The organism is Streptomyces sp. x-80, assembly GCF_046549095.1.
Taxonomy (GTDB): domain Bacteria; phylum Actinomycetota; class Actinomycetes; order Streptomycetales; family Streptomycetaceae; genus Streptomyces; species Streptomyces celluloflavus.
The window spans coordinates 1-20,845 of the sequence record NZ_JAJPWM010000013.1 but is presented as its reverse complement, the minus strand read 5'-3'; the positions used below and the strand labels follow the sequence as shown (position 1 = coordinate 20,845).

The 20,845-nt window shown below is 73.8% G+C and carries 16 protein-coding genes, 2 rRNA genes and 1 pseudogene; 5 read left to right on the top strand and 14 right to left on the bottom strand.

The annotated features are described in order from the left end of the window. Nucleotides 1-155: 155 nt before the first annotated feature. Entirely contained in the window at nt 156-1,793 is a 1,638-nt protein-coding gene (locus ACLJWH_RS25280; RefSeq protein ID WP_411144037.1) for a PucR family transcriptional regulator, read from the top strand. A gap of 120 nt (nt 1,794-1,913) precedes the next feature. Here the strand turns inward: ACLJWH_RS25280 and ACLJWH_RS25275 are convergent, their stop codons facing one another. The 6 genes from ACLJWH_RS25275 to ACLJWH_RS25250 all read right to left on the bottom strand — a co-directional run bounded on the left by ACLJWH_RS25275 (nt 1,914) and on the right by ACLJWH_RS25250 (nt 8,670). Beyond that, nucleotides 1,914-3,074 (bottom strand): glycosyltransferase family 4 protein, encoded by a 1,161-nt coding sequence (locus ACLJWH_RS25275; RefSeq protein WP_411144036.1) that lies wholly within the window; start codon nt 3,072-3,074, stop codon nt 1,914-1,916. 421 nt (nt 3,075-3,495) lie between these two features. Beyond that, the gene (locus ACLJWH_RS25270; RefSeq protein ID WP_411144035.1) at nt 3,496-4,284 is read right to left on the bottom strand and encodes a hypothetical protein; all 789 of its coding nucleotides are present in this window, start codon (nt 4,282-4,284) and stop codon (nt 3,496-3,498) included. 172 nt (nt 4,285-4,456) lie between these two features. Further along, entirely contained in the window at nt 4,457-6,184 is a 1,728-nt protein-coding gene (recN, locus tag ACLJWH_RS25265) for a DNA repair protein RecN (RefSeq protein ID WP_411144235.1), read from the bottom strand. Nucleotides 6,185-6,546: 362 nt separating this feature from the next. Further along, a complete protein-coding gene (locus ACLJWH_RS25260; RefSeq protein WP_381682673.1) occupies nt 6,547-7,488 on the bottom strand; it encodes an NAD kinase in 942 nt (313 codons plus the stop codon). Then, nucleotides 7,485-8,300, bottom strand: a complete 816-nt coding sequence (locus tag ACLJWH_RS25255) for a TlyA family RNA methyltransferase (RefSeq protein ID WP_411144034.1) — start codon at nt 8,298-8,300, stop codon at nt 7,485-7,487. The genes ACLJWH_RS25260 and ACLJWH_RS25255 overlap by 4 nt, the downstream gene beginning before the upstream one ends. 7 nt (nt 8,301-8,307) lie before the next feature. Continuing rightward, complete coding sequence (locus ACLJWH_RS25250; RefSeq protein ID WP_411144033.1) at nt 8,308-8,670, bottom strand: hypothetical protein; 363 nt, start codon at nt 8,668-8,670, stop codon at nt 8,308-8,310. A gap of 74 nt (nt 8,671-8,744) precedes the next feature. On the opposite strand from ACLJWH_RS25250, the gene ACLJWH_RS25245 reads away from it, so the two are divergent. After that, nucleotides 8,745-9,092 carry an SCP2 sterol-binding domain-containing protein gene (locus tag ACLJWH_RS25245; RefSeq protein WP_411144032.1) on the top strand — a complete coding sequence of 116 codons (348 nt, stop codon included), beginning with the start codon at nt 8,745-8,747 and terminating at the stop codon, nt 9,090-9,092. Nucleotides 9,093-9,456: 364 nt separating this feature from the next. Here the strand turns inward: ACLJWH_RS25245 and ACLJWH_RS25240 are convergent, their stop codons facing one another. The 3 genes from ACLJWH_RS25240 to ACLJWH_RS25230 all read right to left on the bottom strand — a co-directional run bounded on the left by ACLJWH_RS25240 (nt 9,457) and on the right by ACLJWH_RS25230 (nt 12,982). Then, complete coding sequence (locus ACLJWH_RS25240; RefSeq protein ID WP_411144234.1) at nt 9,457-10,491, bottom strand: ABC transporter ATP-binding protein; 1,035 nt, start codon at nt 10,489-10,491, stop codon at nt 9,457-9,459. Between the two features lie 233 nt (nt 10,492-10,724). After that, a complete protein-coding gene (locus ACLJWH_RS25235; protein WP_411144233.1) occupies nt 10,725-11,753 on the bottom strand; it encodes a FecCD family ABC transporter permease in 1,029 nt (342 codons plus the stop codon). Between the two features lie 170 nt (nt 11,754-11,923). Then, the gene (locus tag ACLJWH_RS25230; RefSeq protein ID WP_411144031.1) at nt 11,924-12,982 is read right to left on the bottom strand and encodes a FecCD family ABC transporter permease; all 1,059 of its coding nucleotides are present in this window, start codon (nt 12,980-12,982) and stop codon (nt 11,924-11,926) included. 80 nt (nt 12,983-13,062) lie between these two features. Between ACLJWH_RS25230 and ACLJWH_RS25225 the strand changes: the two genes are divergently transcribed. Further along, complete coding sequence (locus ACLJWH_RS25225; protein ID WP_411144030.1) at nt 13,063-14,091, top strand: ABC transporter substrate-binding protein; 1,029 nt, start codon at nt 13,063-13,065, stop codon at nt 14,089-14,091. Between the two features lie 151 nt (nt 14,092-14,242). Then, on the top strand, nt 14,243-15,133 hold the full coding sequence (locus ACLJWH_RS25220) for a siderophore-interacting protein (protein ID WP_411144029.1): 891 nt from the start codon (nt 14,243-14,245) through the stop codon (nt 15,131-15,133). 161 nt (nt 15,134-15,294) lie between these two features. On the opposite strand, the gene ACLJWH_RS25215 is transcribed toward ACLJWH_RS25220, so the two are convergent. Continuing rightward, nucleotides 15,295-16,320, bottom strand: coding sequence for an HAD-IIA family hydrolase (locus ACLJWH_RS25215; RefSeq protein WP_411144028.1), 1,026 nt, complete (start codon nt 16,318-16,320; stop codon nt 15,295-15,297). A 172-nt stretch (nt 16,321-16,492) separates the two neighbouring features. Between ACLJWH_RS25215 and ACLJWH_RS25210 the strand changes: the two genes are divergently transcribed. Continuing rightward, the gene (locus ACLJWH_RS25210; RefSeq protein ID WP_411144027.1) at nt 16,493-17,758 is read left to right on the top strand and encodes a DUF1015 family protein; all 1,266 of its coding nucleotides are present in this window, start codon (nt 16,493-16,495) and stop codon (nt 17,756-17,758) included. 294 nt (nt 17,759-18,052) lie between these two features. Here the strand turns inward: ACLJWH_RS25210 and ACLJWH_RS25205 are convergent, their stop codons facing one another. The 4 genes and pseudogenes from ACLJWH_RS25205 to ACLJWH_RS25190 all read right to left on the bottom strand — a co-directional run. Next, the gene (locus ACLJWH_RS25205) at nt 18,053-18,922 is read right to left on the bottom strand and encodes a hypothetical protein (RefSeq protein WP_411144232.1); all 870 of its coding nucleotides are present in this window, start codon (nt 18,920-18,922) and stop codon (nt 18,053-18,055) included. 336 nt (nt 18,923-19,258) lie between these two features. Further along, nucleotides 19,259-20,221 (bottom strand): annotated as a pseudogene (locus tag ACLJWH_RS25200) (hypothetical protein); the annotation flags it as partial. 288 nt (nt 20,222-20,509) lie between these two features. Continuing rightward, nucleotides 20,510-20,626 (bottom strand): 5S ribosomal RNA (gene rrf, locus ACLJWH_RS25195). A 113-nt stretch (nt 20,627-20,739) separates the two neighbouring features. Continuing rightward, nucleotides 20,740-20,845 (bottom strand): 23S ribosomal RNA (locus tag ACLJWH_RS25190); the annotation flags it as partial.

Below are 20,845 nucleotides of genomic sequence, written 5' to 3'. Positions count from 1 at the left end.
CGGGAACGCGCGGGGCCCGGCGCGGGCTCCCGTGCCCCGCTCCGCGGGACCGCCGGGCGGGCCCGGCCGTCCGGGGTCCGGCCCGGTCGGCGCCTCCCCCGCCACAGTTCGGACCGAGCGGCTCCGGACGCGCGCTGCGGGTACCGTTCGACGCCATGGGGCCGGAAGCGAAGATCGAAGCCGAGATCACGGTGCGCAGGGCGCTGGAGCTGCCCGCGCTCCGGCGCGGTCTGCCGGAGGTGCTGGCCGGTGCGGACCGGCTGGACCGCGCGGTGCGCTGGGTGCACGCCGGGGAGGTCCCGCACATCGCCTCGCTGCTCAAGGGCGGTGAGCTGCTGCTGACCACCGGCCTCGGCCTGGGCGCCCGGCCCTCCGAACAGCGCGCCTTCATCCGCAAGCTCGCCGACCGCGAGATCGCCGCGCTCGTCGTGGAGCTCGGATCGCGTTTCGAATCGCTGCCCTCGGCGCTGATCGACAGCGCGCGGGAGTGCGGGCTGCCGCTGATCCAGCTGCACCGCGAGGTCCCGTACGTCACGGTGACCGAGGAGATCCACACCGAGATCATCAACAGCCACTACGCGCTGCTGCGCCGCGCCGACGAGGTGCTGCGCCGCTGTACGGACGTCCTGCTGCGCGGCGGCGGTGCCCCCGAGGTGCTCCGGCTGCTGGCCGCGTTCACCGGCAATCCGCTCTGTCTGGAGGCGCCCGACGGCAGCCCGCTGTACGCCGCGGGACCGGAGGGCGCGGACGGCGACGGCGGCCCCGCGGACGCCGATCCCCTGCTGGCCTGGGAGGGCCTGCGCGACACCGGCGTACGCATCGACGTCCCCGGCGGCGGCCACGGCCCCGACGCCGTCCGCGCCCGGCTGGTCCTGCTGCCCGTCAACTCCCCGCTGGCGCCGGTGCACCGGATCGCCGCGGAACGCGCCGCCGGTCTCCTCGCCGTCGTCATGTTGCAGTCCCGCCAGGAGGAGGTACTCGCCGCCCGGGGCCGCGGCGACTTCCTCGCCGATCTGGCAGAGGGCCGGATCGCCGCGGCCGAGGCCCCCGGACAGGCCCGGCTGCTGGGTTTCCGCCCCGGCGGCGACCCCGTGCTCCCGGTGGTGATGCGGCTGCCGTCCGGTCTGCCCTACCCCGGCAGCTGGGCCCTCCTCGCCCAGGCCCTGCGCGAGGAGCTCGCCGCCCCCGGGGTGCCCGTTCTGCTCGGCGTGCGTCCGGTGGAGGGACGGGTGCCGATGCTCGTATCGCTGCGCGCGGGCCAGGACCGCCACGCGCTCGCCGACCGGATCGCCGAGGCGCTGCGCGCGGGAGTCGTCCGCGCGGGGCTCGACCGGCCCGCCGCGTACCGCCCGGTGGTCGTCGTCGGTACGGCGGGCGACTGGGCCGCGGCCGGCCCCGGACTGCGGCACGCGGCGGAGGCGGCGGCCGCGGCCCAGGGCCTGCCCGAACAGCCCTGGTACGACGCGCGCCGCCTGGACATCGAGCTGCTGCTGTGGCGGATGCGCGAACACGGCGAACTGGGCGTGCTCGCCGACTTCGTGGACCGTGCCATCGGCCCGTTGCTCGCGCACGACCGCGGTGCCCGCCAGCCCCTCCTGCCGACACTTGAGGCGTATCTGGCGAGCGCGGGCCGCAAGGCCGAGACGGCCCGCGACCTCAATGTGAACCGGCAGACGCTCTACGACCGCCTGGCGCGGATCGCGCAGCTGCTGGGCACGGACCTGGACGACCCGCAGACGGTGCTGGGCCTGCGCCTCGCGCTGCGCGCCCGTCGCCATACGGACCGGCCGTAGCGGGGCGGGCCGGGTGCCGTACCCGGTCGGCGGCAGGGATCGGGCCGGGCCGTCGGTGCCGCCCGCTCCGTGGGGGCGACGGAATCCGTCGGCCGGACCAGGACGCCTGGGTGTGGGCGCCTAACCGGAGCGGACCGGCTGGGTCAGCTCGTCGTAGACGCCGAGGATCTGCGCGACGGTGTCGTCCTCGCTCGGCCAGCCGCCCGCCTGGGCGCGGCCCGCTTCGGCGAGCGCGGCCCTGCGTACGGGGTCGGCGAGCAGGCCGAGGACGGTACGGGCCAGGGCCGCGGCATCGCCGTAGCGGACCAGTTCCGCGGCCCGGCCGACCAGTTCACGGGTGCCGCCGGTGTCGGTGGCGACCAGCGGTACCCCGGCCCGCAGCGCCTCCTGGGCGATCAGGGAGCGGGCCTCCCAGCGGCTGGGCAGCACCACCAGGTCCGCGGCGGCGAGGAGTTCGGGCACGTCGTCGCGGCGGCCGAGCAGCTGGGCGGGCAGCTGCTCGGCCTCGATGCGGCGCTGCAACGTGGCCCGCTGCTCGCCCTCTCCCGCGATGACGAGCAGCGGCCGCGGGTCCAGCACGCACCAGGCGCGCGCGGCGTCCAGCAGCACATCGTGGCCCTGGTGCGGGTCGAGGCGGCCGACCACGAGGAGTAACGGGCGGTCCACCGCGCCGAGTTCGGCCCGCTTCTTGTGGCGCGTCAGGTCGTGCCCGTCGGGCTCGGACGGCGCGGTGGCGGGCCGGGGGCGGGGAATCGCGACCGGCGCCAGGCGGGCGTCACGTGCGCCCCGCTCCCGCGCCCGGTCCACGAGATCGGAGCAGGCCCCCAGGACGACGGCGGCGGCCCGCGCCACCCGCCGCTCCATCAGCCGCACCAGCCCGGCCCGCGCGCCCTCGGGGTGCGACTTGGTGTGCCAGGAGATGACGAGGGGAACCCGCCCGCCCCGGGGGCCGCGCAGTCCGTGCAGCGCCAGCGACGCGCGCAGTCCGGCCCGCAGTCCATGGGCGTGCACGAGGTCGGCGTCCCAGCAGGCGCTGCGCAACGAGGCCACGCCCACCGGGTCGGTACGTGGCGTGATCTGCGCGAACCGTGCGCCCGTCCCCGCGAAGTCGTAGACCGCCTCGGTGTCCGGCGTGGCGCAGACGGTCACCCGTACACCGCGCGCCACCAGGCCGGCGGCCAGCGACCGGACGTGCGCGGCGCTGCCGGCGCCGCCGTGCCCCAGTACCTGGACCGTACGCAGCGGCGACTGCCCGAGGGGCGGGGTCGGGGTGCTGGTCACGTGGTCGGGGCTCCTGGGTCGGCGGACGGGACACGGACCGTGCCGGTGCGCCGGTCCGAATGCAGCGAGGCGCTGCGGGGCGGTGCGGCCGCGGTGCCCAGGAGCGGACGGGCCGCGATCCGGCGGGCGGCGCCGAACGCACCGCGCCCAGGATGCCAGCCCCGCGGCGTCAATTCGGCACCGTGCGCCCGCCGTTCCGGTGGGAAGTCTCACCCTCACCAGCACAGGATCACCCACATGGGTGATAAATCGGCCACCCAGATGACCGTTCAGTTGAATTTCGGCCACTCGTTCGAGGGGCGCCGGTCTCCTGACGGGCGGCGGCCGAGGGACGTCGCCCGTCCCGGGGCGGCCGACGGGCACCGCTCCCCCGCCTCGCCCCGCGGGTCCACCGCCCCGGGCGGGCGGCCGGCGGCGGGGGTCAGAACGCGGCGGCCGCCCGGCTGGCGCGGTCGCCCGCGGCGGCCGCGGCGATCAGGCCGACGGCGTGGACGGCCAGCCCCGTGCGGCCGTTCCCGGTGACGATGGCGAGACCGAGCGCCGCGCCGAGGGCATGCGCCCCGCAGTCCCCGAGCATCGTGCGCTCCCCGAGGTCGTCCGCGAGGACGGCGGCCGCGGCCCCCATGGGTACGGCGGACAGCGGACCGGCCGGTCCGCGGCGCAGCAGCCCCGGAGCACCGATGGCCAGGACGGCACCGGCCGCGCGCCCCGGCCGGACGTCCAGGAGGTTCACCAGATGGGCCGAGCCCGCGATCACCACACCTGCCAGCACCTTGTCCACCGGGCGGGCGGTGAGGAGCGCGCCCGCGGCGAGCCCCGCGGCGCCGATCCCGAACAGTTTCACGGCCCCGCTGGTCACCTCGCCGTGGCGCAGCGCCGAGAGGTGCGCCCGGAATCCGCGCCGGGGATCGCCGGCGCCGTACACGTCGTCGTACGCGCCGCAGCCGCCGGCGGCCAGCACGGCCAGGGCCGCCGCGCCCCGGGCCCCGGCGGGCAGGCCGGGCACGGTGGCGGCGGCGAGCGCCGTCCCCGTGGCCGACGCGAGCCCCGCGTGCAGGTGCACGGTCCGGCCCGCGTAGTTCGTCCGCTCCCACCGGCCGGCACCGCCGGGCGGTCGGCGCCGCAGCGCCCCGTACGCGGCCCGCGTCGCACCGGCTGCCCCGATCAGCGCCCGGATCCGGCCCGGCACCCTGTCACCTGCCACCGTCATCTCACTCCCCTCATCCGGCACCGTGCCGCGTTCGGCTCCCGTCACCTCAGGAGGCGGGATCTCCGCGGCCCGCCGTGCTCCGGACGCCGGCCTCGGGCAGTGGTGCGCCGGCGGGCGGAGCCGGGGCCACGGGCGGCGGCGTGAAAAGACCGGCCCGGTGGCCGCGCGCCGCCTACCGCCCCGTGCGGGCCGTCTCCAGCAGTTCCTCGGCGTGTGCCCGTGCCGTCTCGGAGTCCTCCTGGCCGGCCAGCATCCGGGAGAGTTCGCGGACCCGCTCCTCGCCCTCCAGGACCGTCACGCCGCTGCTGGTGACCGAGCCGTCGTTCGTCTTCTCCACCAGAAGCTGCCGGTCCGCGAACGCCGCGACCTGCGGAAGGTGCGTGACGACCACGACCTGCGCCGACTTCGCGAGCCTGGCCAGGCGGCGGCCGACCTCGACGGCCGCCTTGCCGCCGACGCCCGCGTCGACCTCGTCGAAGAGGTAGGTCGGTACGGGGTCGGTACCGGCGAAGACCACCTCGACGGCGAGCATCACCCGGGAGAGCTCACCGCCGGACGCCCCCTTGGCGATCGGCCGGGGCGGTGCGCCGGGGTGCGGGGCCAGGAGGAGTTCGACCTCGTCGGCGCCGGCCGGGCCGTAGGCGACCGCGCGGCCGCCGACCTCGATGCCGTCGGCCTCCTCCGCCACCTCGGTCTGCCGGATCTCGACGCTCACCCGGGCGTGCGGCATGGCCAGTTCGGCCAGTTCCGCGGTGACCGCGGCGGCGAACCGCTCCGCCGACGCGGTGCGGGCGTCGGTCAACGCCTGTGCCAGCTCGCCCAGTTCGGCGCGGAGGGCGTCCCGTTCCTCGGTCAGTTCGCCGATCCGGTCGTCGTCGCCGTCCAGTTCGGCCAGCCGCGCCGAGCTCTCCTCGGCCCAGGCGAGCACGGCCGCGATGTCCTGGCCGTATTTGCGGGTCAGATGGGTCAGGGCGGCGCGGCGCTCCTCGACCGCGGCGAGCCGCAGCGGATCGGCGTCCAGACCGTCCGCGTAACTGGCCAGTTCCCCCGCCACGTCCGCCATCAAGATGCCGATCTCGCCCAGCCGCTCGGCCAGCGTGGCCAGCTCCTGGTCGTGGCCGCGTACGGCCTCCAGCACACGGTGGGCGCCCGCGACCAAGGTGGTGGCGTCGACGCCCTCGGGGTCCTCGGGGTTGCCCGCCAGCGCGGCGTGCGCGGCGGTCGCGGCGGAGGCGAGGGCTTCCGCGTGGCCGAGCCGCTCGGCCTCGGCGGCCAGCTCGGCGTCCTCCCCGGGCACCGGCTCGGCGGCGGCGATCTCGTCGAGACCGAACCGCAGCAGATCGGCTTCCTGGGAGCGTTCGCGGGCCCGCGTCGTCAGCTCGGCCAGCTCGGTGGCGACGGCGCGCAGCCGGCGGTGGGCGGCCGTGTACTTGACGAGCGGGACGGCGACCGCGTCCCCGGCGTAGCGGTCCAGGGACTGGCGCTGGCGGGCCGGCCGCAGCAGGCCCTGCTGATCGGTCTGGCCGTGGACGGCGACCAGGTCGTCGGCCAACTCCCCCAGCAGGCCGACCGGTACGGACCGGCCGCCCAGATGGGCGCGGGAACGGCCCTCCGCGGAGACGGTACGGCTGATCAACAGCACGCCGTCGTCCAGCTCCGCACCGGCCTCCTCGGCCCGGACCGCCGCCGGGGTCCGGGGGCCGATGCCGAGACGGCCCTCCACGACGGCCGACTTGGCGCCGATCCGCACCAGGGCGGGGTCCGCGCGCCCGCCGAGCAGCAGGCCGAGACTGGTGACGACCATGGTCTTGCCCGCGCCCGTCTCACCCGTCACCGCCGTGAAGCCCGGGGACAGCTCGACAACGGCGTCGTCAATGACGCCCAGGGACCGGATCCGCATCTCCTCCAACACGGATACGACCTTACGAGGTCCCGGGGCCGCACCGCGACGCCTGCCCCCTCTCCCGTCCCCCCGCCCCTGCGGAAAACCCCACCGAAAATTGGGTGAGTTCCGCATGGCGCGGCACCGCGGCCACCCGGCACCCTGATCACAGAACGTGACGAGAGGGGTACTCATGGCCGACGAATCGGCGTGGGCGACGGCGTACGGCCACCGCCCCGCCTGCGGGGAGGCGGACGGGACGGTCACAGCGCCGGGAGCGGGGCCGTCGGACTTCCGGCGCGGTCCGCACGCTGCCGCGCGGCCACCGCGGACCCTGGCCCGTCCCCCTCCTCACCAGCGGCGGCACCGCTAGGGCACCGCTAGTGCGGCGCGCCCCGCCACCCCGCCACCGGGAGGGCGAACTTGGCGACCAGACGATCCGTGAAGGAGGCATGATGCAGCCGAGCGAGGCGTACGGGAACGGCGCCGCGCCGTACCTCGACCCGTGCGCCGGCCGGGAGTTCCACGCTCCGGCGGCCGTCGCACCAGAGCACCCCGTGCGGGGTCTTGGGCTGGACCTCGACCGCCAGCACCGAATGCGGCGAGGTCACCAGCGGCTTGGCGAACAGCGCGTGGGCGCTGATCGGGACCATCAGCAGCGCCTCGACCTCGGGCCAGACCACCGGTCCGCCCGCCGAGAAGGCGTACGCGGTCGAGCCGGTCGGCGTCGCGCAGACCACCCCGTCGCCGCCGAAGCGCGAGACGGGCCGGCCGTCGACCTCGGTGACGACCTCCAGCATCCGCTCCCGCGCGGCCTTCTCGACCGACGCCTCGTTCAGCGCCCAGTCGGTGTGCACGATGCTGCCGTTGTTCCGGACGAGCACATCGAGCGTCATCCGCTCCTCGACCTCGTAGGTACGGGTGACGACCCGGTCGACGACCTTGTCCAGATCGTCGCGTTCGGCCTCCGCCAGGAAGCCGACCCGGCCGAGGTTGACGCCGAGCATCGGCACCCCGGAGGTCCGGGCGAAGTCCGCGCCGCGCAGCAGGGTGCCGTCCCCGCCGAGGACGACCAGCAGTTCGCAGCCCTCGGCCGCCCGCTGCTCGGACGCGACCAGTTCGACCGACGGCGGCAGCGGCAGGTCCGCGGCCTCCTCCGCCAGCACGCGCACCCCGATCCCGTTGCGCAGCAGGCCCTGGACGACGCGTTCGGCGCTGCGGATGGCCGCCGGGCGGCCGGTGTGCGCGAGCAGGAACACGGTCCGCGCCGCGCCGCTCTTCTCGTGTGCTGCGCTGCCTTCAACTGCCTGGGTAGTGGTCAACGAGGCCCCTCCGCCACTGCACGGTCGACATCCGCCGGGTCGAGTGCAGGCGCCCCGGCGCGCAGCCACAGAAAGTACTCGACATTCCCGGAAGGTCCAGGCAGTGGGCTCGCGGTCACGCCAAGAACACCGAGACCCAGTTCGGCCGCCCGGCCCGCGACGGCGCGCACCGCCTCGGCGCGCAGCTCCGGGCTGCGCACCACCCCGCCGCTGCCCAGCCGTTCCCTGCCCACCTCGAACTGCGGCTTGACCATCAGCACCAGATCCGCGTCGGGCGCCGCACAGCCGACGAGCGCCGGCAGCACGAGACCCAGCGGGATGAAGGAGAGATCACCGACGACGAGGTCGACGGGCACCGAGTCGATCTGTTCGAGCGTCAGTTCGCGTACGTTGGTGCGGTCCTTCACGGTGACCCGGTCGTCGCTCTGGAGGGACCAGGCGAGCTGTCCGTAGCCGACGTCGACGGCCACGACATGGCCGGCGCCGGCCCGCAGCAGGACGTCGGTGAAACCGCCGGTCGAGGCGCCCGCGTCCAGCGCCCGCCGGCCCGCGATCTCCAGGCCGAGCGGGACGAAGGCGGCGAACGCGCCGGCGAGCTTGTGGCCGCCGCGTGAGACGTAGTCGGGGGCGCTCTCGTCCGCGCGGACGACCACGGCCGCGCTGGTCTCCACCTGGGTGGCCGGTTTGGCCGCGGTCATCCCGCCGACGGTCACCCGTCCCGCGGCGATCAGCTGGCTCGCGTGCTCGCGCGAGCGGGCCAGCTTGCGGCGCACCAGCTCCGCGTCGAGTCGGCGTCGTGCCACTCCTGCCACCTGTGGTTCAGCTCCTGTTGTCGTGCGTCGTCGTGCCGGGCGTCGCCTTGCCGGGCGTCGTCGCGGAAGGCGCGGGCGGTCCGGGGTGCTGGTCGAGGGCGGCCAGCACGTCCCGCAGCCCACGGTGCACATTTTCGTACACCTGGAGGTGCCCGCTCACGGCGAGGCGGTCGGCGTCGGCGAGACGGCGCAGCCGGTCGTCGACCGCGGCGTCGCCGGTCGGGGTGATCCCGACTCCCAGCGGCTGCGGCCCCCCGGGCTCGGCGGGCCGGAGGGACTCGGCGCTTCCGGCAGGCCCGGCGGGCTCGGCGACCGCGGTTCCGGTGCCCGTGGGTGCCTCCGGCTCCGGGCCCGACGTCGGTTCTTCCATGCTCCAGACGCTACCGCGAAGTACCCCGTCGACGACGAACGGGCCGCCCGCGACCTGGCGTATCGTCGCTCCCGATGGCAACCCTCGACCAGTGCCGCGCCGCTCTCGACCGGCTGGCCCAGAACCTGTCCTCGGCGGACGGCAGCGTCCGCAGCGCCGCCGCGCTCGACCGCTCGCTCAGCTGCCGCATCACGGACCTGGACGTCACCTTCCTCGGGCGCCTGGCCGACGGCACCGTCCAGGACCTGACGAGCGTCCCCGGCCCGCCGCCGCACAAGGCCGAGATCCGGCTGTCGATGGCCGGGGACGATCTGGTCGCACTCGTCGACGGCCGGCTCAACTTCGCGAAGGCGTGGGGCACCGGCCGCGTCAAACTGGAGGCCGGCCTGCGCGACCTGCTGCGCCTCAGGACACTGCTGTAGTCGGCGCCGCGAGCTACCGCTGTCGTGGCTACTGCTGTCGTGGTTGCCGTCACGGTTCCTAGCGTGGTGCGCCTCGTGGCTGCTGTCGCGGTGGCCGCCGGGGTCACGCCGTCAGGCGCTGCCGGTCCGTAGCCGGTCCGGCCCCCGACCCCTAGCCGGTCCGGCCCGACCCCTGGCCGGTCTGCCCGGCCCGTTACCGGTCCGCCCGGTCGGCACTCCGGGGCAGCCCATCGCCCCCGCGGCCTCGCCGCCCCAACCCACCGGGGACACACCACCGAGCCCCCACCGCCGGAATCAGACCACCTGCGTCACACCACTCGCATCAGACCACCCGCATCAAACCACCCGCATCAAACCACCCGCGTCACACCGCCGTCGTCGCAGCCGCGGCCCGGTCCCCGCAGCCCGCGCCGGACGCGTCGCCGGACCCCACGGCCCCGGCCGCCGCACCACCCCCGCCTTCGACACCGTCCACGGCGACCACGCCCGCCGCCTTCTCGCCCGCCCCGGGCGCGCCACCCGCCACGGAGCTGCCCCGGTCTCCCGCGCCCCCGCCCTTACGGGGTTTGCGGGCCGCGGGGATGATCAGCGGGGTGCCGGTCTCCGGGTCGTCGATGACCTGGCAGCCGAGCCCGAAGACCTGTCCCACGAGCTCCGCCGTGACGATGTCCGAGGGCACGCCCTCGGCGATGACGGCGCCGTCCTTCATGGCGATGAGGTGGGTCGCGTAACGGGCGGCGTGGTTGAGGTCGTGCAGTACGGCGACGAGCGTGCGGCCCTGTTCCTCGTGCAGTTCCGCGCACAGGTCGAGCACCTCTATCTGGTGCTGGATGTCCAGGTATGTCGTGGGCTCGTCCAGGAGGAGCAGCGGCGTCTGCTGGGCCAGCGCCATCGCGATCCACACCCGCTGCCGCTGCCCGCCGGAGAGTTCGTCGACGTAGCGGTCGGCCAGTTCGCCGACGCCGGTCGCGGCCATCGACTCCCGGACGATCCGCTCGTCCTCGCCCGACCACTGGCGCAGCAGGCCCTGGTGCGGATAGCGGCCCCGGGCCACCAGGTCGGACACGGTGATCCCGTCCGGGGCGATCGAGGACTGCGGCAGCAGCCCCAGCGTCCGGGCGACCTTCTTGGCCGGGAGCGAGGAGATGACCGAGCCGTCCAGCAGGACCGACCCCGCGGTCGGCTTGAGCATCCGGGAAAGCGCGCGCAGCAGCGTGGACTTGCCGCAGGCGTTCGGGCCGACGATGACCGTGAAGGAGCGGTCGGGGATGGCGACCGAGAGATTCTCGGCGATGACCCGCTGGTCGTAGGCGAGGGTGACGTTCTCGGCCGTGAGACGGCTCACTTCAGCGCTCCTGGGGTTCGTCGTGTCATTGCTGTGGTCCGGCTGGTCCGGCATACGCAGCGCGGGCCGCCCGGTTTCCGCCGGTCCGCCGGAGGTCCGGCCAGAATCCGACGCCACCGGCGGGCCGGTGGCCGTGGCGGCAGCCGTGGTCGTGGCCCCGGCCATGGCCGTCCGGAGCGCGCCCGCCGAAGCCGCCGTCGCCCCCATCGGATTCGCCCCGTCCGCCCCGTCCACCGCGTGCGCGCGCTCCGTCGTATGCATCACGTCCGTCACATCCGTCATGTCCGTCACACCCGTCCGGCCCTGCGCTCGGTGGCCAGCAGCCACAGCAGATAGCCGCCGCCGAGGACTCCGGTCAGCACGCCGACCGGGAGCTGGTCGGCGCCGAAGAGCCGCTGTGCGGACCAGTCCGCGGCGACCAGCAGCGCGGCGCCCATCAGGGCGGACGGCAGCAGGTTGGCGCCGGGCGAGCGGGTCAGCCGCCGGACCAGCTGCGGTGCGGTGAGCGCCACGAAGGAGATCGGGCCGGCCGCCGCGGTGGCCGAGGCGACGAGCAGGACGGCGGCCAGCAGCGCGATACCGCGGACCCGGTCGACCCGTACGCCCAGCGCCCACGCGGCGTCGTCGCCCATCTCCAGCATCCGCAGCGGACGTCCGTAGCAGAGCACCAGCGGGACGAGGACGGCGCAGACGGCGGCCAGCGGCCAGACCTGGTCCCAGCCCCGGCCGTTGAGCGAACCGGTCATCCAGATGGTGGCCCGGGTCGCCTCGACGATGTTCGCCTTGGTCATGAGGTAGAGCACGAGGGCGTAGAGCATCGCGGCGGCGCCGATGCCGACGAGGACGAAGCGGTAGCCGTGGATGCCCCGTTTCCAGGCGAGCAGGAAGATGGCGGCGCCGGTGACCACGCCGCCGACGACCGCACCGGCGGCGACCGCGAAGGGCCCGCCCTGGAAGTAGACGATGACCGTCAGCGCGCCGACCGCCGAACCCTGGCCGAAGCCGAGGACATCGGGACTGCCCAGCGGGTTGCGCGAGACGGTCTGGAAGACGGCGCCGGCGATCCCGAACGCGGCGCCGACCAGCAGTCCGACCAGGACGCGCGGCAGCCGCAGGTCGCGGACGATGAATTCCTGGCCGGCGGTGCCGCCGCCGGTCAGCGTGCCGACCACCTCGGCCGGCGTCATCGGGTAGTCGCCCGAGCCGATCAGCGCGATGCCCGTCGCCAGCGCCACGGCCAGCAGCAGGAGGCCGACGAGGACGGCGCGTACGTCCAGCCGCAGCGAGAGCCCGCCCGGGGTGCGGACCGGCAGCACCCGCCGGGGCGCCCTCGCCGACTGCCGGCCAGGAGCCCTCCTGCCGGGTGCGCCGGACCGCTCGGGCCGCGCACCGGCGCGCGGCTCGGCACGCGCGCCGGGCGCCGCGGCGTCCCCGCGGCCGCCGCCGGCCGCGGACTTCGTGCCCTGCTCGGGCTTCACGGGCGAGATCACAGCTGGGACATCCTCCGGCGCCGTACGAGACAGATGAAGACCGGACCGCCGATGACGGCCGTGACGATGCCGACCTGGAGCTCACCGGGCCGGGCCACGACCCGGCCGAGGATGTCCGCGCCGAGCAGCAGGACCGGCGAGAGCACCGCGGAGTACGGCAGGATCCAGCGCATATCGGGTCCGGTGACGGCCCGTACGGCATGCGGCACCATCAGGCCGACATAGACGATCGGGCCGCAGACGGCGGTCGCCCCGCCGCACAGCAGCGTGACGGCGACCATCGACAGCACCCGGGTACGGGTCAGCCGGGCGCCCAGCGCCTTCGCCTGGTCGTCGCCGAGCGCGACGGCGTTCAGCGGCCGGGCGATCAGCAGCGCGAGGACGGCGCCCACCGCCAGGAACGGCGCGATCCCGGTGACCGTCTCCATGGTGGCGGCGGCCAGCGAACCGACTGTCCAGAAGCGCATCTTGTCCAGCGCCGCGGTGTCCATGAGGTTGACGGCGTTGATGTAGCCGACGAGGACGGCGGTCAGCGCGGTGCCGGCCAGGGCGAGCCGTACGGGCGTGGCGTTACGGGTGCCGCCGAGGACGTACACCGCGACGGAGACCACCGCGGCACCGGCGAAGGCGAACCACACATAGCCGGTGAGCGAGGTGACGCCGAAGAAGCTGATGGCGGAGACGACCGCGGCCGAGGCACCGGCGTTGACACCGAGAACCCCGGGGTCCGCGAGGGGGTTTCGGGTCAGCGCCTGCATGACCGTACCGGCCAGTCCGAGGGCGGCGCCGACGATCAGGCCGAGGAGGGTGCGCGGGAGGCGCACATCGCGGACGACCACATCGGTATCGGAACCGGAGTAGTGGAACAGCCCGTGCCACACCTGGTCGAGAGGTACCTGCTTGGCGCCAACGGCTATGCCGAGAACGGTGATGACGGCCAGCACGGCCACGGCGGCGAGCAGCCCCGCGGGACGCGTGAGGTGCCGCCGTCGTGGTGCCGCAGGGGCCACGGGGGCCGGGGCCACCGCTGCTTCGGGGGGACTGTCAACCAACACGAAAGTTAGGTTAGCCTACCCTCAAAACAGGCTGCCACGTCCGTATCGGCACGACCGCGTCAGAGAGAAGCACCACCACCATGAACACCCCCCGAAGCGTTACTCCGACCCGTCGCGGCATCCTGGCCGCGGGCGGCGCCCTCGGCATCGGCGCCCTGCTCGCCGCATGCGGCGGCGACAAGAGCTCGGGGGGCGCCAAGAGCGGCGCGAAGAGCAGCGCCTGGTCCTTCACCGACGACCGCAAGGTCACGGTCTCCCTCAAGAACGTGCCGCAGCGCATCGTCGCCTTCACCGGCACCGCGGCCGCGCTGCACGACTTCGGCATCGACGACCAGATCGTCGGCGTCTTCGGCCCGACCAAGCTCAAGGACGGCACGGCCGACCCGCAGGCGGGCGACCTCGACGTCGACAAGGTCACCATCATCGGCAACGCCTACAACCAGTTCAACGTCGAGAAGTACGCGGGCCTCAGCCCCGATCTGCTGGTCACCAACATGTACGAGCCGGGCGCCCTGTGGTTCGTACCGGACGACAGCAAGGACAAGATCACACAGCTCGCCAAGAGCGTCGCCCTCACGTCCTCCCGGGTACCGCTCGTCAAGATCATCGAGCGGTACGCGGAGCTGGCGCGGTCGCTCGGCGCCGACCTGAAGGCCAAGCAGGTCACCGACGCCAAGGCCCGCTTCGAGAAGGCGGCGGAGTCACTGCGCAAGGCCGCCGCGTCCCACCGGGTCAGGGTGCTGGCCTGCTCCGGCAGTCCGGACCTCTTCTACGCCTCCAACCCCGGCGTCAATGCCGACCTGATGTACTACAAGTCCCTCGGCGTGGACCTGATCGTCCCCGACCACCTGGACAAGGGCGGCTACTTCGAGAGCCTGAGCTGGGAGAACGCCGACAAGTACAAGGCCGACGTGCTGATGCTCGACAGCCGCACCGCCACCCTCCAGCCCAAGGACCTGACCGCCAAGCCGTCCTGGGCCAAGCTGCCCGCCGTCAAGGCCGGCCAGATCACCCCCTGGTCGAGCGAGCCGCGCTTCTCGTACGCGGGCGCGGCCCCGCTCGTCGAGGCCCTCGCCAAGGCCGTCGAGAACGCCAGGAAGGTCAGCTGACGTACGGCCGCGGTGGATCGCCGTCCGCACGGCGCACGACCGCGATCCGCCGCGGCGCACCGTCCCCGCACCACGCCCGCACACCGAAGCGCGCCCCGCGCCGCACATCCGCCACCGACCAGCCGCAGCACGGTTCCGGGAGGTTCCCCGTATGACCACGACCGCCGTACCCGCCACCGCCCCCTTCCGCTTCTTCGATGTGCGCGTCGTCCGCACCCGGCGGCTGAGCACCTCCATGGTCCGGATCACCTTCGGCGGCGAACACCTCGCCGAACTGGCGTCCGGCGGCCGTGACCAGCGCTTCAAGCTCTTTCTCCCCCGGCCCCACCAGGACGTGCCGGTCCTCGACGACACCGGCGACGACTGGTTCGCCGCCTGGCGGGCACAGGATCCGGCCGAGCGCGCGGTGATGCGCACCTACACGATCCGGGAACAGCGCCCCGCGTCACGGGAGTTCGACGTCGACTTCGTGCTGCACGGCACCGGGGGCGCGGCCGGTGCCCCGGCGGCCGGACCGGCCGGCCACTGGGCGGCGCACGCCCGGCCCGGCGACCGGGTGTCCGTACTCGGCCCGGCCGTCGAGGACAACGGCGGCGTCGACTTCCGGCCGCCGGCCGGCACCGACTGGGTCCTGCTCACCGGCGACGAGACGGCGCTGCCCGCCGTGGCCGGCATCCTGTCCTGGCTCTCCCCCGGTACCCGCGCCAAGGTCTGGCTGGAGGTCGCCCACGAGGACGGCCGGCAGCCCCTGCCCACCCTCGCCGACGCCGACATCACCTGGATCGTCACGGACGCCGCGACCGCGGCCGGCGGTGCGCCGGTACTCGACTCGCTGCGCACCGCCGAACTGCCCGAGGGCACGCCGTACGCCTGGATCGCCGGCGAGGCCGGGACCGTCAAGGCGCTGCGCCGTCACCTCGTCGGCGAGCGCGGTATGGACCGCCGGGCCGTCAAGTTCACCGGTTACTGGCGCCGCGGCGCCACCGAGGAGGACCTGATCGCGGAACTGACGGCGGGCACGGCGCCGGCCGACCAGGACTGACCCGCCGACGCCGGCACCGGACCACACCGGCACCACCACCGCGACGGCCCCGCGCACCGGAACCCGAGCACCGCGCGGGGCCGTTCGTCCGACGTGGCGCGCACCGCCCGCCCGGCCGGTGCGCGCCACCGAAGGGCCCGGCAACCCGCCGGGCCCTTCACTCACCTCCCGATACGGGCCAGCGCCTTCCCCGCGTCGGCCGCGCAACTGCCGTGCCCCGCCGCCGTCCAGGCCGCCGCGCACAGCGCCCGCAGCCCGTCCAGCGGGGCGCCGTCGCCGTCCAGGACGAGCGCGTCGCCGCTCAGCGCGGCCGTCCAGCCGCCGCACCGGAAACCGCCGTCCACCGCGCTCACGGCCGGCTGCGGCCCCAGTATCCCGCGCAGGTCGGCGTCCACGTAGGTGGGCCGGTGCTGCGGCGGGGCGGCCAGCAGCTCCGCCGCGGTGGTGACTCCGGTGAGCACCAGCAGCGAGTCGACCGCGCCGTTGTAGGCGCCCTCGATGTCCGTATCGAGCCGGTCCCCGACCACCAGCGGCCGCTTCGCACCGGTCCGCAGCACCGTCTCGCGGTGCATCGGCGGCTGCGGCTTCCCCGCCACCTGCGGCGTCCCGCCCGCGGCGATCCGCACCACCTCCACCAACGCGCCATTGCCCGGGGCGATCCCGCGCTCCCGGGGGATGGTCAGATCGGTGTTGGACGCGAACCACGGCACCCCGCGCTGCACCGCGTACGCGGCCTCCGCCAGCTGCCGCCAGTCCACCCCGGGGTCGTAGCCCTGCACCACGGCCGCCGGGTCGTCGTCCACGGAAGCGACGGGTTCCAGCCCGCGCTCGCGCAGCGCCACCAGCAGCCCCTCACCGCCGACGGCCAGCACCCGCGCGCCGGGCGGCACCTGCTCGGAGATCAGCCGGGCCACCGCCTGCGCCGAAGTGATCACGTCCGCCGGCCCGGTCGGCAGCCCGAAACCGGTGAGCTGGCTCGCGACCGTCTGCGGGGTCCTGGCCGCGTTGTTGGTCACATAGGCGAGGTGCATACCGCCGTCCCGCGCCGCGGCCAGCGACTCCACGGCGTGCGCGATGACATGTCCGCCCTGGTAGACAACCCCGTCCAGATCCAGCAGCGCCGTGTCGTACGCCTCGCTCAGCGCACGCTCACACCCACCGGGCCGTTCGCGAACCTGCTCACTCATGCCGTCTCGCTCCTCACACACACCGGCACCCGTACGAACCGTCGTTCCCACGACTGCCGCTTCCCGCGCCCCGCGGCCTGCCCTCGGCCGCCTCGCGCACACGGATATTTCCAGCCACACAGTGGCTGTCCCTCGATCATCCCTCACCGGACAAGCGGCTTAGCATTCTCCAATGACCTGTACCGACGGCCTCCGCCTCCTCCCCTTCCGCGGACTGCGTTACGCCCCGGACCGCGTCAGCAGCCTCACCGCCGTGACCTCACCCCCCTATGACGTCGTGGTCCGGCCCGACGGCGTACGCCACCTGGAGACGGCCGACCCGTACAACATCGTCCGGCTGATCCTCCCGCAGGCCGCGGACCCCGCCGCCCGCCACCGCCAGGCCGCCGACACCCTCCGCCGCTGGCGCGCCGAAGGCGTCCTGACCCCGGACCCCGAGCCGGCGCTCTACGTCTACGAGCAGCGCAGCGGCGATGTGCTGCAACGCGGGCTGATCGGCGCGCTGCGCCTGGACGGGCCGGTACTGCCGCACGAGGACGTCATCCCCGAGGTGGTCGAGGACCGCGCCGCCCTGATGCGGGCGGCGGCGGCCAACTTCGAGCCGTTGCTGCTCTCGTTCCGCGGCCAGGGCACCGCGACCGGCGCCACCGCCGTCATCGAGCGCACCGTGCACCGCACACCACTGCTCGCCACCACCACCGACGACGGCTTCGCGCACCGCCTGTGGGCCGTCACCGACCCCGGCGACCTCGCGGCCATCGACAGCGACCTCGCCCGCCGGCGAGCCCTGATCGCCGACGGGCACCACCGCTGGGCGACCTACCACCGGCTGTACGAGCAGCAGGCCGACGCCTCGTCCGCGTCACCGTGGGCGTCCGGACTGGTCCTGCTGGTCGACACCGCCCGCTACCCCCTCCAGGTCCGCGCCATCCACCGCGTACTGCCCCATCTGCCGCCGGCCAAGGCGCTGGCCGGTCTGGCGGGCGCGTTCCGGGTCCGGCCGCTGCCGGGCGAGCTGCCGGCCGCCCTCGCGGCGCTGGCGGAGACGCCGGGCAACGCCTTCGTGCTCTCCGGCGGCCCGGACTCCTTCCACCTCCTGGACCGGCCCGATCCGGAACTGCTGAACCGGACGGTCCGCCGGGACCGGCCCGAGGCATGGCGGCAGCTGGACGCCACCGTGCTGCACTCCGTCCTGCTGGACGCGGTCTGGCAGATCCCCGACCACCCCTCGGACATCAGCTATCTGCATCACACCGAGGCCGCCGTCGAACAGGCCGCCCGGCACGGCGGTACGGCCGTCCTGATGCGCGCCACGTCCGAAGAAACGGTCCGTCAACTCGCCGAGCAGGGCGTGACGATGCCGCGGAAGTCCACTTCCTTCGGCCCCAAGCCCGCCACCGGCCTCATCCTGCGCACCCTGGACGACGACGTGCACTGAACCGGACCGCGTCAGCCCCTTCCCGGACACCGGCCACCGGGCACCGGGCACCGGGCACCGGGCACCGCCCGCCAATACGTCAAGTCCGCCGACGCGTTCGCCCGCCCCCACCGCAACCGCCTCCGCGGCCGCACAACAACCAGCAGACGACCGCCCCACAAACCCCGTCGACACCGTCGGCTCATCCCGTCCCCCCGCCACCACCACCCAACGCATCTCCAAACGGCGGAGGGCGGGACCCCCTTGGGATCCCGCCCTCCGTCATCTCACCGCACCGAGCACGGCCGCAGGTACTCAGCCCTTCTCAGGACGCTTCTCCTCGCGGACCTCATCGGCATCCGTGTCCTCGACGACGACCTCATCGGTCACGTCATCAGCGCCCGCGTCGGCCGACGCGACGGACTCACCCGAAGCCTCGCCACCGTCCGCATCAGCATCCGCATCAGCCTTGGGAGCCTCACCGGCCTCATCCGCCTCGTCGGCAGTACCGGCCTCCTCCGCGACGTCGGCCTCATCAGCCTCTTCCGCGCCTTCCAGCACGTCGGTGAACTCCACACCGTCCAGCTCCGCAAGCCGGTCCGAAGCATCCGTCGTACCGTTCTGGTCGGCCTCCAGCGCCTTGGCGAACCAGTCGCGGGCCTCGCCCTCGCGCCCGACCTCCAGCAGCGCGTCCGCGTACGCGTACCGCAGCCGCGCGGTCCACGGGTGAACAGCGCTCGACGCGAGCTCGGGGCTCTGCAACGTCACGACCGCCGCGTCCGCCTGGCCCATGTCCCGACGGGCACCGGCCGCGACCAGCCGCATCTCGACCTGTCCGGCCCGGTCCAGCCGCTTCACCTCGGGCTCGCCGGCCATCGCCATCGCCTTCTCCGGCCGGCCCAGCCCGCGCTCACAGTCCGCCATGACGGGCCACAGCTCCACGCTGCCGGTCATCCGCCGCGCCGCCCGGAACTCGGCCAGCGCCTCGCTGTAGTTGCCGACCGCGTACGCCGCGAAGCCCGCGGCCTCACGCACCGCCGCGACCCTGGACGCCAGCCGCAGCGCCACCCGCGAGTACCCGTACGCCTGCTCCGGGTCCTCGTCCAGCAGCTTCGCCACCATCACCAGGTTCCTGGCGACGTCCTCGGCAAGCGTCTTCGGCAGGCTCAGCAACTCCTGCCGCACATCCTTGTCGATCTCCTCACCGGTGACGTCCTCCGGAATCGGCAGCCGCCTGATCGGCTCCCGGTCACGGTCCCGACGGTCATCCCGTCGATCGTCCCGACGGTCATCCCGCCCACGACCGGCCCCGTACGGCCGACGCCCCCGGTCGTCATCCCGCCGGAACCCACCGCGGTCATCGCCCCGATCGTCCCGCCGGAACCCACCCCGGTCACCGCCGCGGTCATCCCTACGGTCGCCCCCACGGAACCCACCGCGGTCACCGCCACGGTCGTCACGGCGGAACCCACCGCGGTCGCCACCGCGATCATCCCGCCGGTCATCCCGACGGAACCCGCCACGGTCATCCCGCCCACCGGAACCACCGCCGTAACCGCCACCGGGACGACCCCCACGGTCATCCTCACGACGCGGCCCACGCGGCCGGTCGTCCTGACGGAAGCCGCCACGGTCGCCCCCACGGTCGTCCCGCCGGAACCCGCCACGGTCGCCGCCGGAAGGCCGGTCATCACGACGGAACGCCGGACGATCACCACCACGATCATCACGACGGAACCCACCGCGCTCACCACCACGGTCATCACGGCGATCGTCACGGCGGAAGCCGCCACGGTCGCCACCGCGATCATCCCGCCGGTCATCCCGACGGAACCCGCCACGGTCATCCCGCCCACCGGAACCACCGCCGTAACCGCCACCGGGACGACCCCCACGGTCATCCTCACGACGCGGCCCACGCGGCCGCTCATCACGACGATCACCACCACGGAACCCACCGCGGTCGCCACCGGAAGGCCGGTCATCACGACGGAACGCCGGACGCTCACCACCACGGTCATCGCGACGGAACCCGCCGCCCCGCTCATCTTCACGACGAGGTCCACGCGGCCGGTCGTCCTGACGGAAGCCGCCGCGGTCGCCCCCACGGTCGTCCCGCCGGAAACCACCGCGGTCGCCACCGGAAGGCCGGTCATCACGACGGAACGCCGGACGCTCACCACCACGATCATCACGACGGAACCCACCGCGCTCACCACCACGGTCATCACGGCGATCGTCACGGCGGAAGCCGCCACGGTCGCCACCGCGATCATCCCGCCGGAACCCGCCACGGTCATCCCGCCCACCGGAACCACCGCTGTAACCGCCACCGGGACGACCCCCACGGTCATCCTCACGACGCGGCCCACGCGGCCGCTCATCACGACGATCACCACCACGGCTGTCATCACGCCGGAACCCGCCACGGTCACCGCCCGAAGGCCGGTCATCACGACGGAAGCCCCCACGGTCGCCACCGCGGCTGTCACGGCCCGCATAGCCGCCACCGCCGCCGGCCGGGCGGCCGCCACGGTCGTTGTCACGACGCGGCCCCCGGTCGTCACGCCGGAAACCACCGCGGTCACCGTCATCGCGCCGCTGAGGCCGGCGCTCCGAACGATCGTCGGAAGAGTTGGTGGACATCGACGTGACTCCTGTCTTCGGTACTGCATTCATTCTGACGCACCGACGACTTCGGCGCGCTTCGGCAAAACAAAAAGGACCCTTGGTCCCAGCGTGAACGCTGGGACCAAGGGTCCTTGAAAGATTGTTCGGCGGCGTCCTACTCTCCCACAGAGTCCCCTCTGCAGTACCATCGGCGCTGAAAGGCTTAGCTTCCGGGTTCGAAATGTAACCGGGCGTTTCCCTAACGCAATGACCACCGAAACCCTATCGGGTTCTAGCGAACAAGCACACTTTTTAGTTAAGAGTGAAACTTGGTTCAACCGACAATTGCGACTGTTCGCAACCCGGGAACCACACAGTGGACGCGAGCAACTGAGGACAAGCCCTCGGCCTATTAGTACCAGTCAACTCCAACCGTTACCGGTCTTCCATATCTGGCCTATCAACCCAGTCGTCTACTGGGAGCCTTACCCCATCAAG

Excerpts from the sequence above, each read along its gene's own strand:
- ACLJWH_RS25250 (WP_411144033.1), bottom strand. The coding sequence starts at position 8,670 with ATGGAAGAACCGACGTCGGGCCCGGAGCCGGAGGCACCCACGGGCACC.
- ACLJWH_RS25270 (WP_411144035.1), bottom strand. The coding sequence starts at position 4,284 with ATGACGGTGGCAGGTGACAGGGTGCCGGGCCGGATCCGGGCGCTGATC.
- ACLJWH_RS25240 (WP_411144234.1), bottom strand. The coding sequence starts at position 10,491 with ATGCCGGACCAGCCGGACCACAGCAATGACACGACGAACCCCAGGAGC.
- ACLJWH_RS25215 (WP_411144028.1), bottom strand. The coding sequence starts at position 16,320 with ATGAGTGAGCAGGTTCGCGAACGGCCCGGTGGGTGTGAGCGTGCGCTG.
- ACLJWH_RS25210 (WP_411144027.1), top strand. The coding sequence starts at position 16,493 with ATGACCTGTACCGACGGCCTCCGCCTCCTCCCCTTCCGCGGACTGCGT.
- ACLJWH_RS25225 (WP_411144030.1), top strand. The coding sequence starts at position 13,063 with ATGAACACCCCCCGAAGCGTTACTCCGACCCGTCGCGGCATCCTGGCC.
- ACLJWH_RS25220 (WP_411144029.1), top strand. The coding sequence starts at position 14,243 with ATGACCACGACCGCCGTACCCGCCACCGCCCCCTTCCGCTTCTTCGAT.
- ACLJWH_RS25280 (WP_411144037.1), top strand. The coding sequence starts at position 156 with ATGGGGCCGGAAGCGAAGATCGAAGCCGAGATCACGGTGCGCAGGGCG.
- ACLJWH_RS25245 (WP_411144032.1), top strand. The coding sequence starts at position 8,745 with ATGGCAACCCTCGACCAGTGCCGCGCCGCTCTCGACCGGCTGGCCCAG.
- recN (WP_411144235.1), bottom strand. The coding sequence starts at position 6,184 with ATGCGGATCCGGTCCCTGGGCGTCATTGACGACGCCGTTGTCGAGCTG.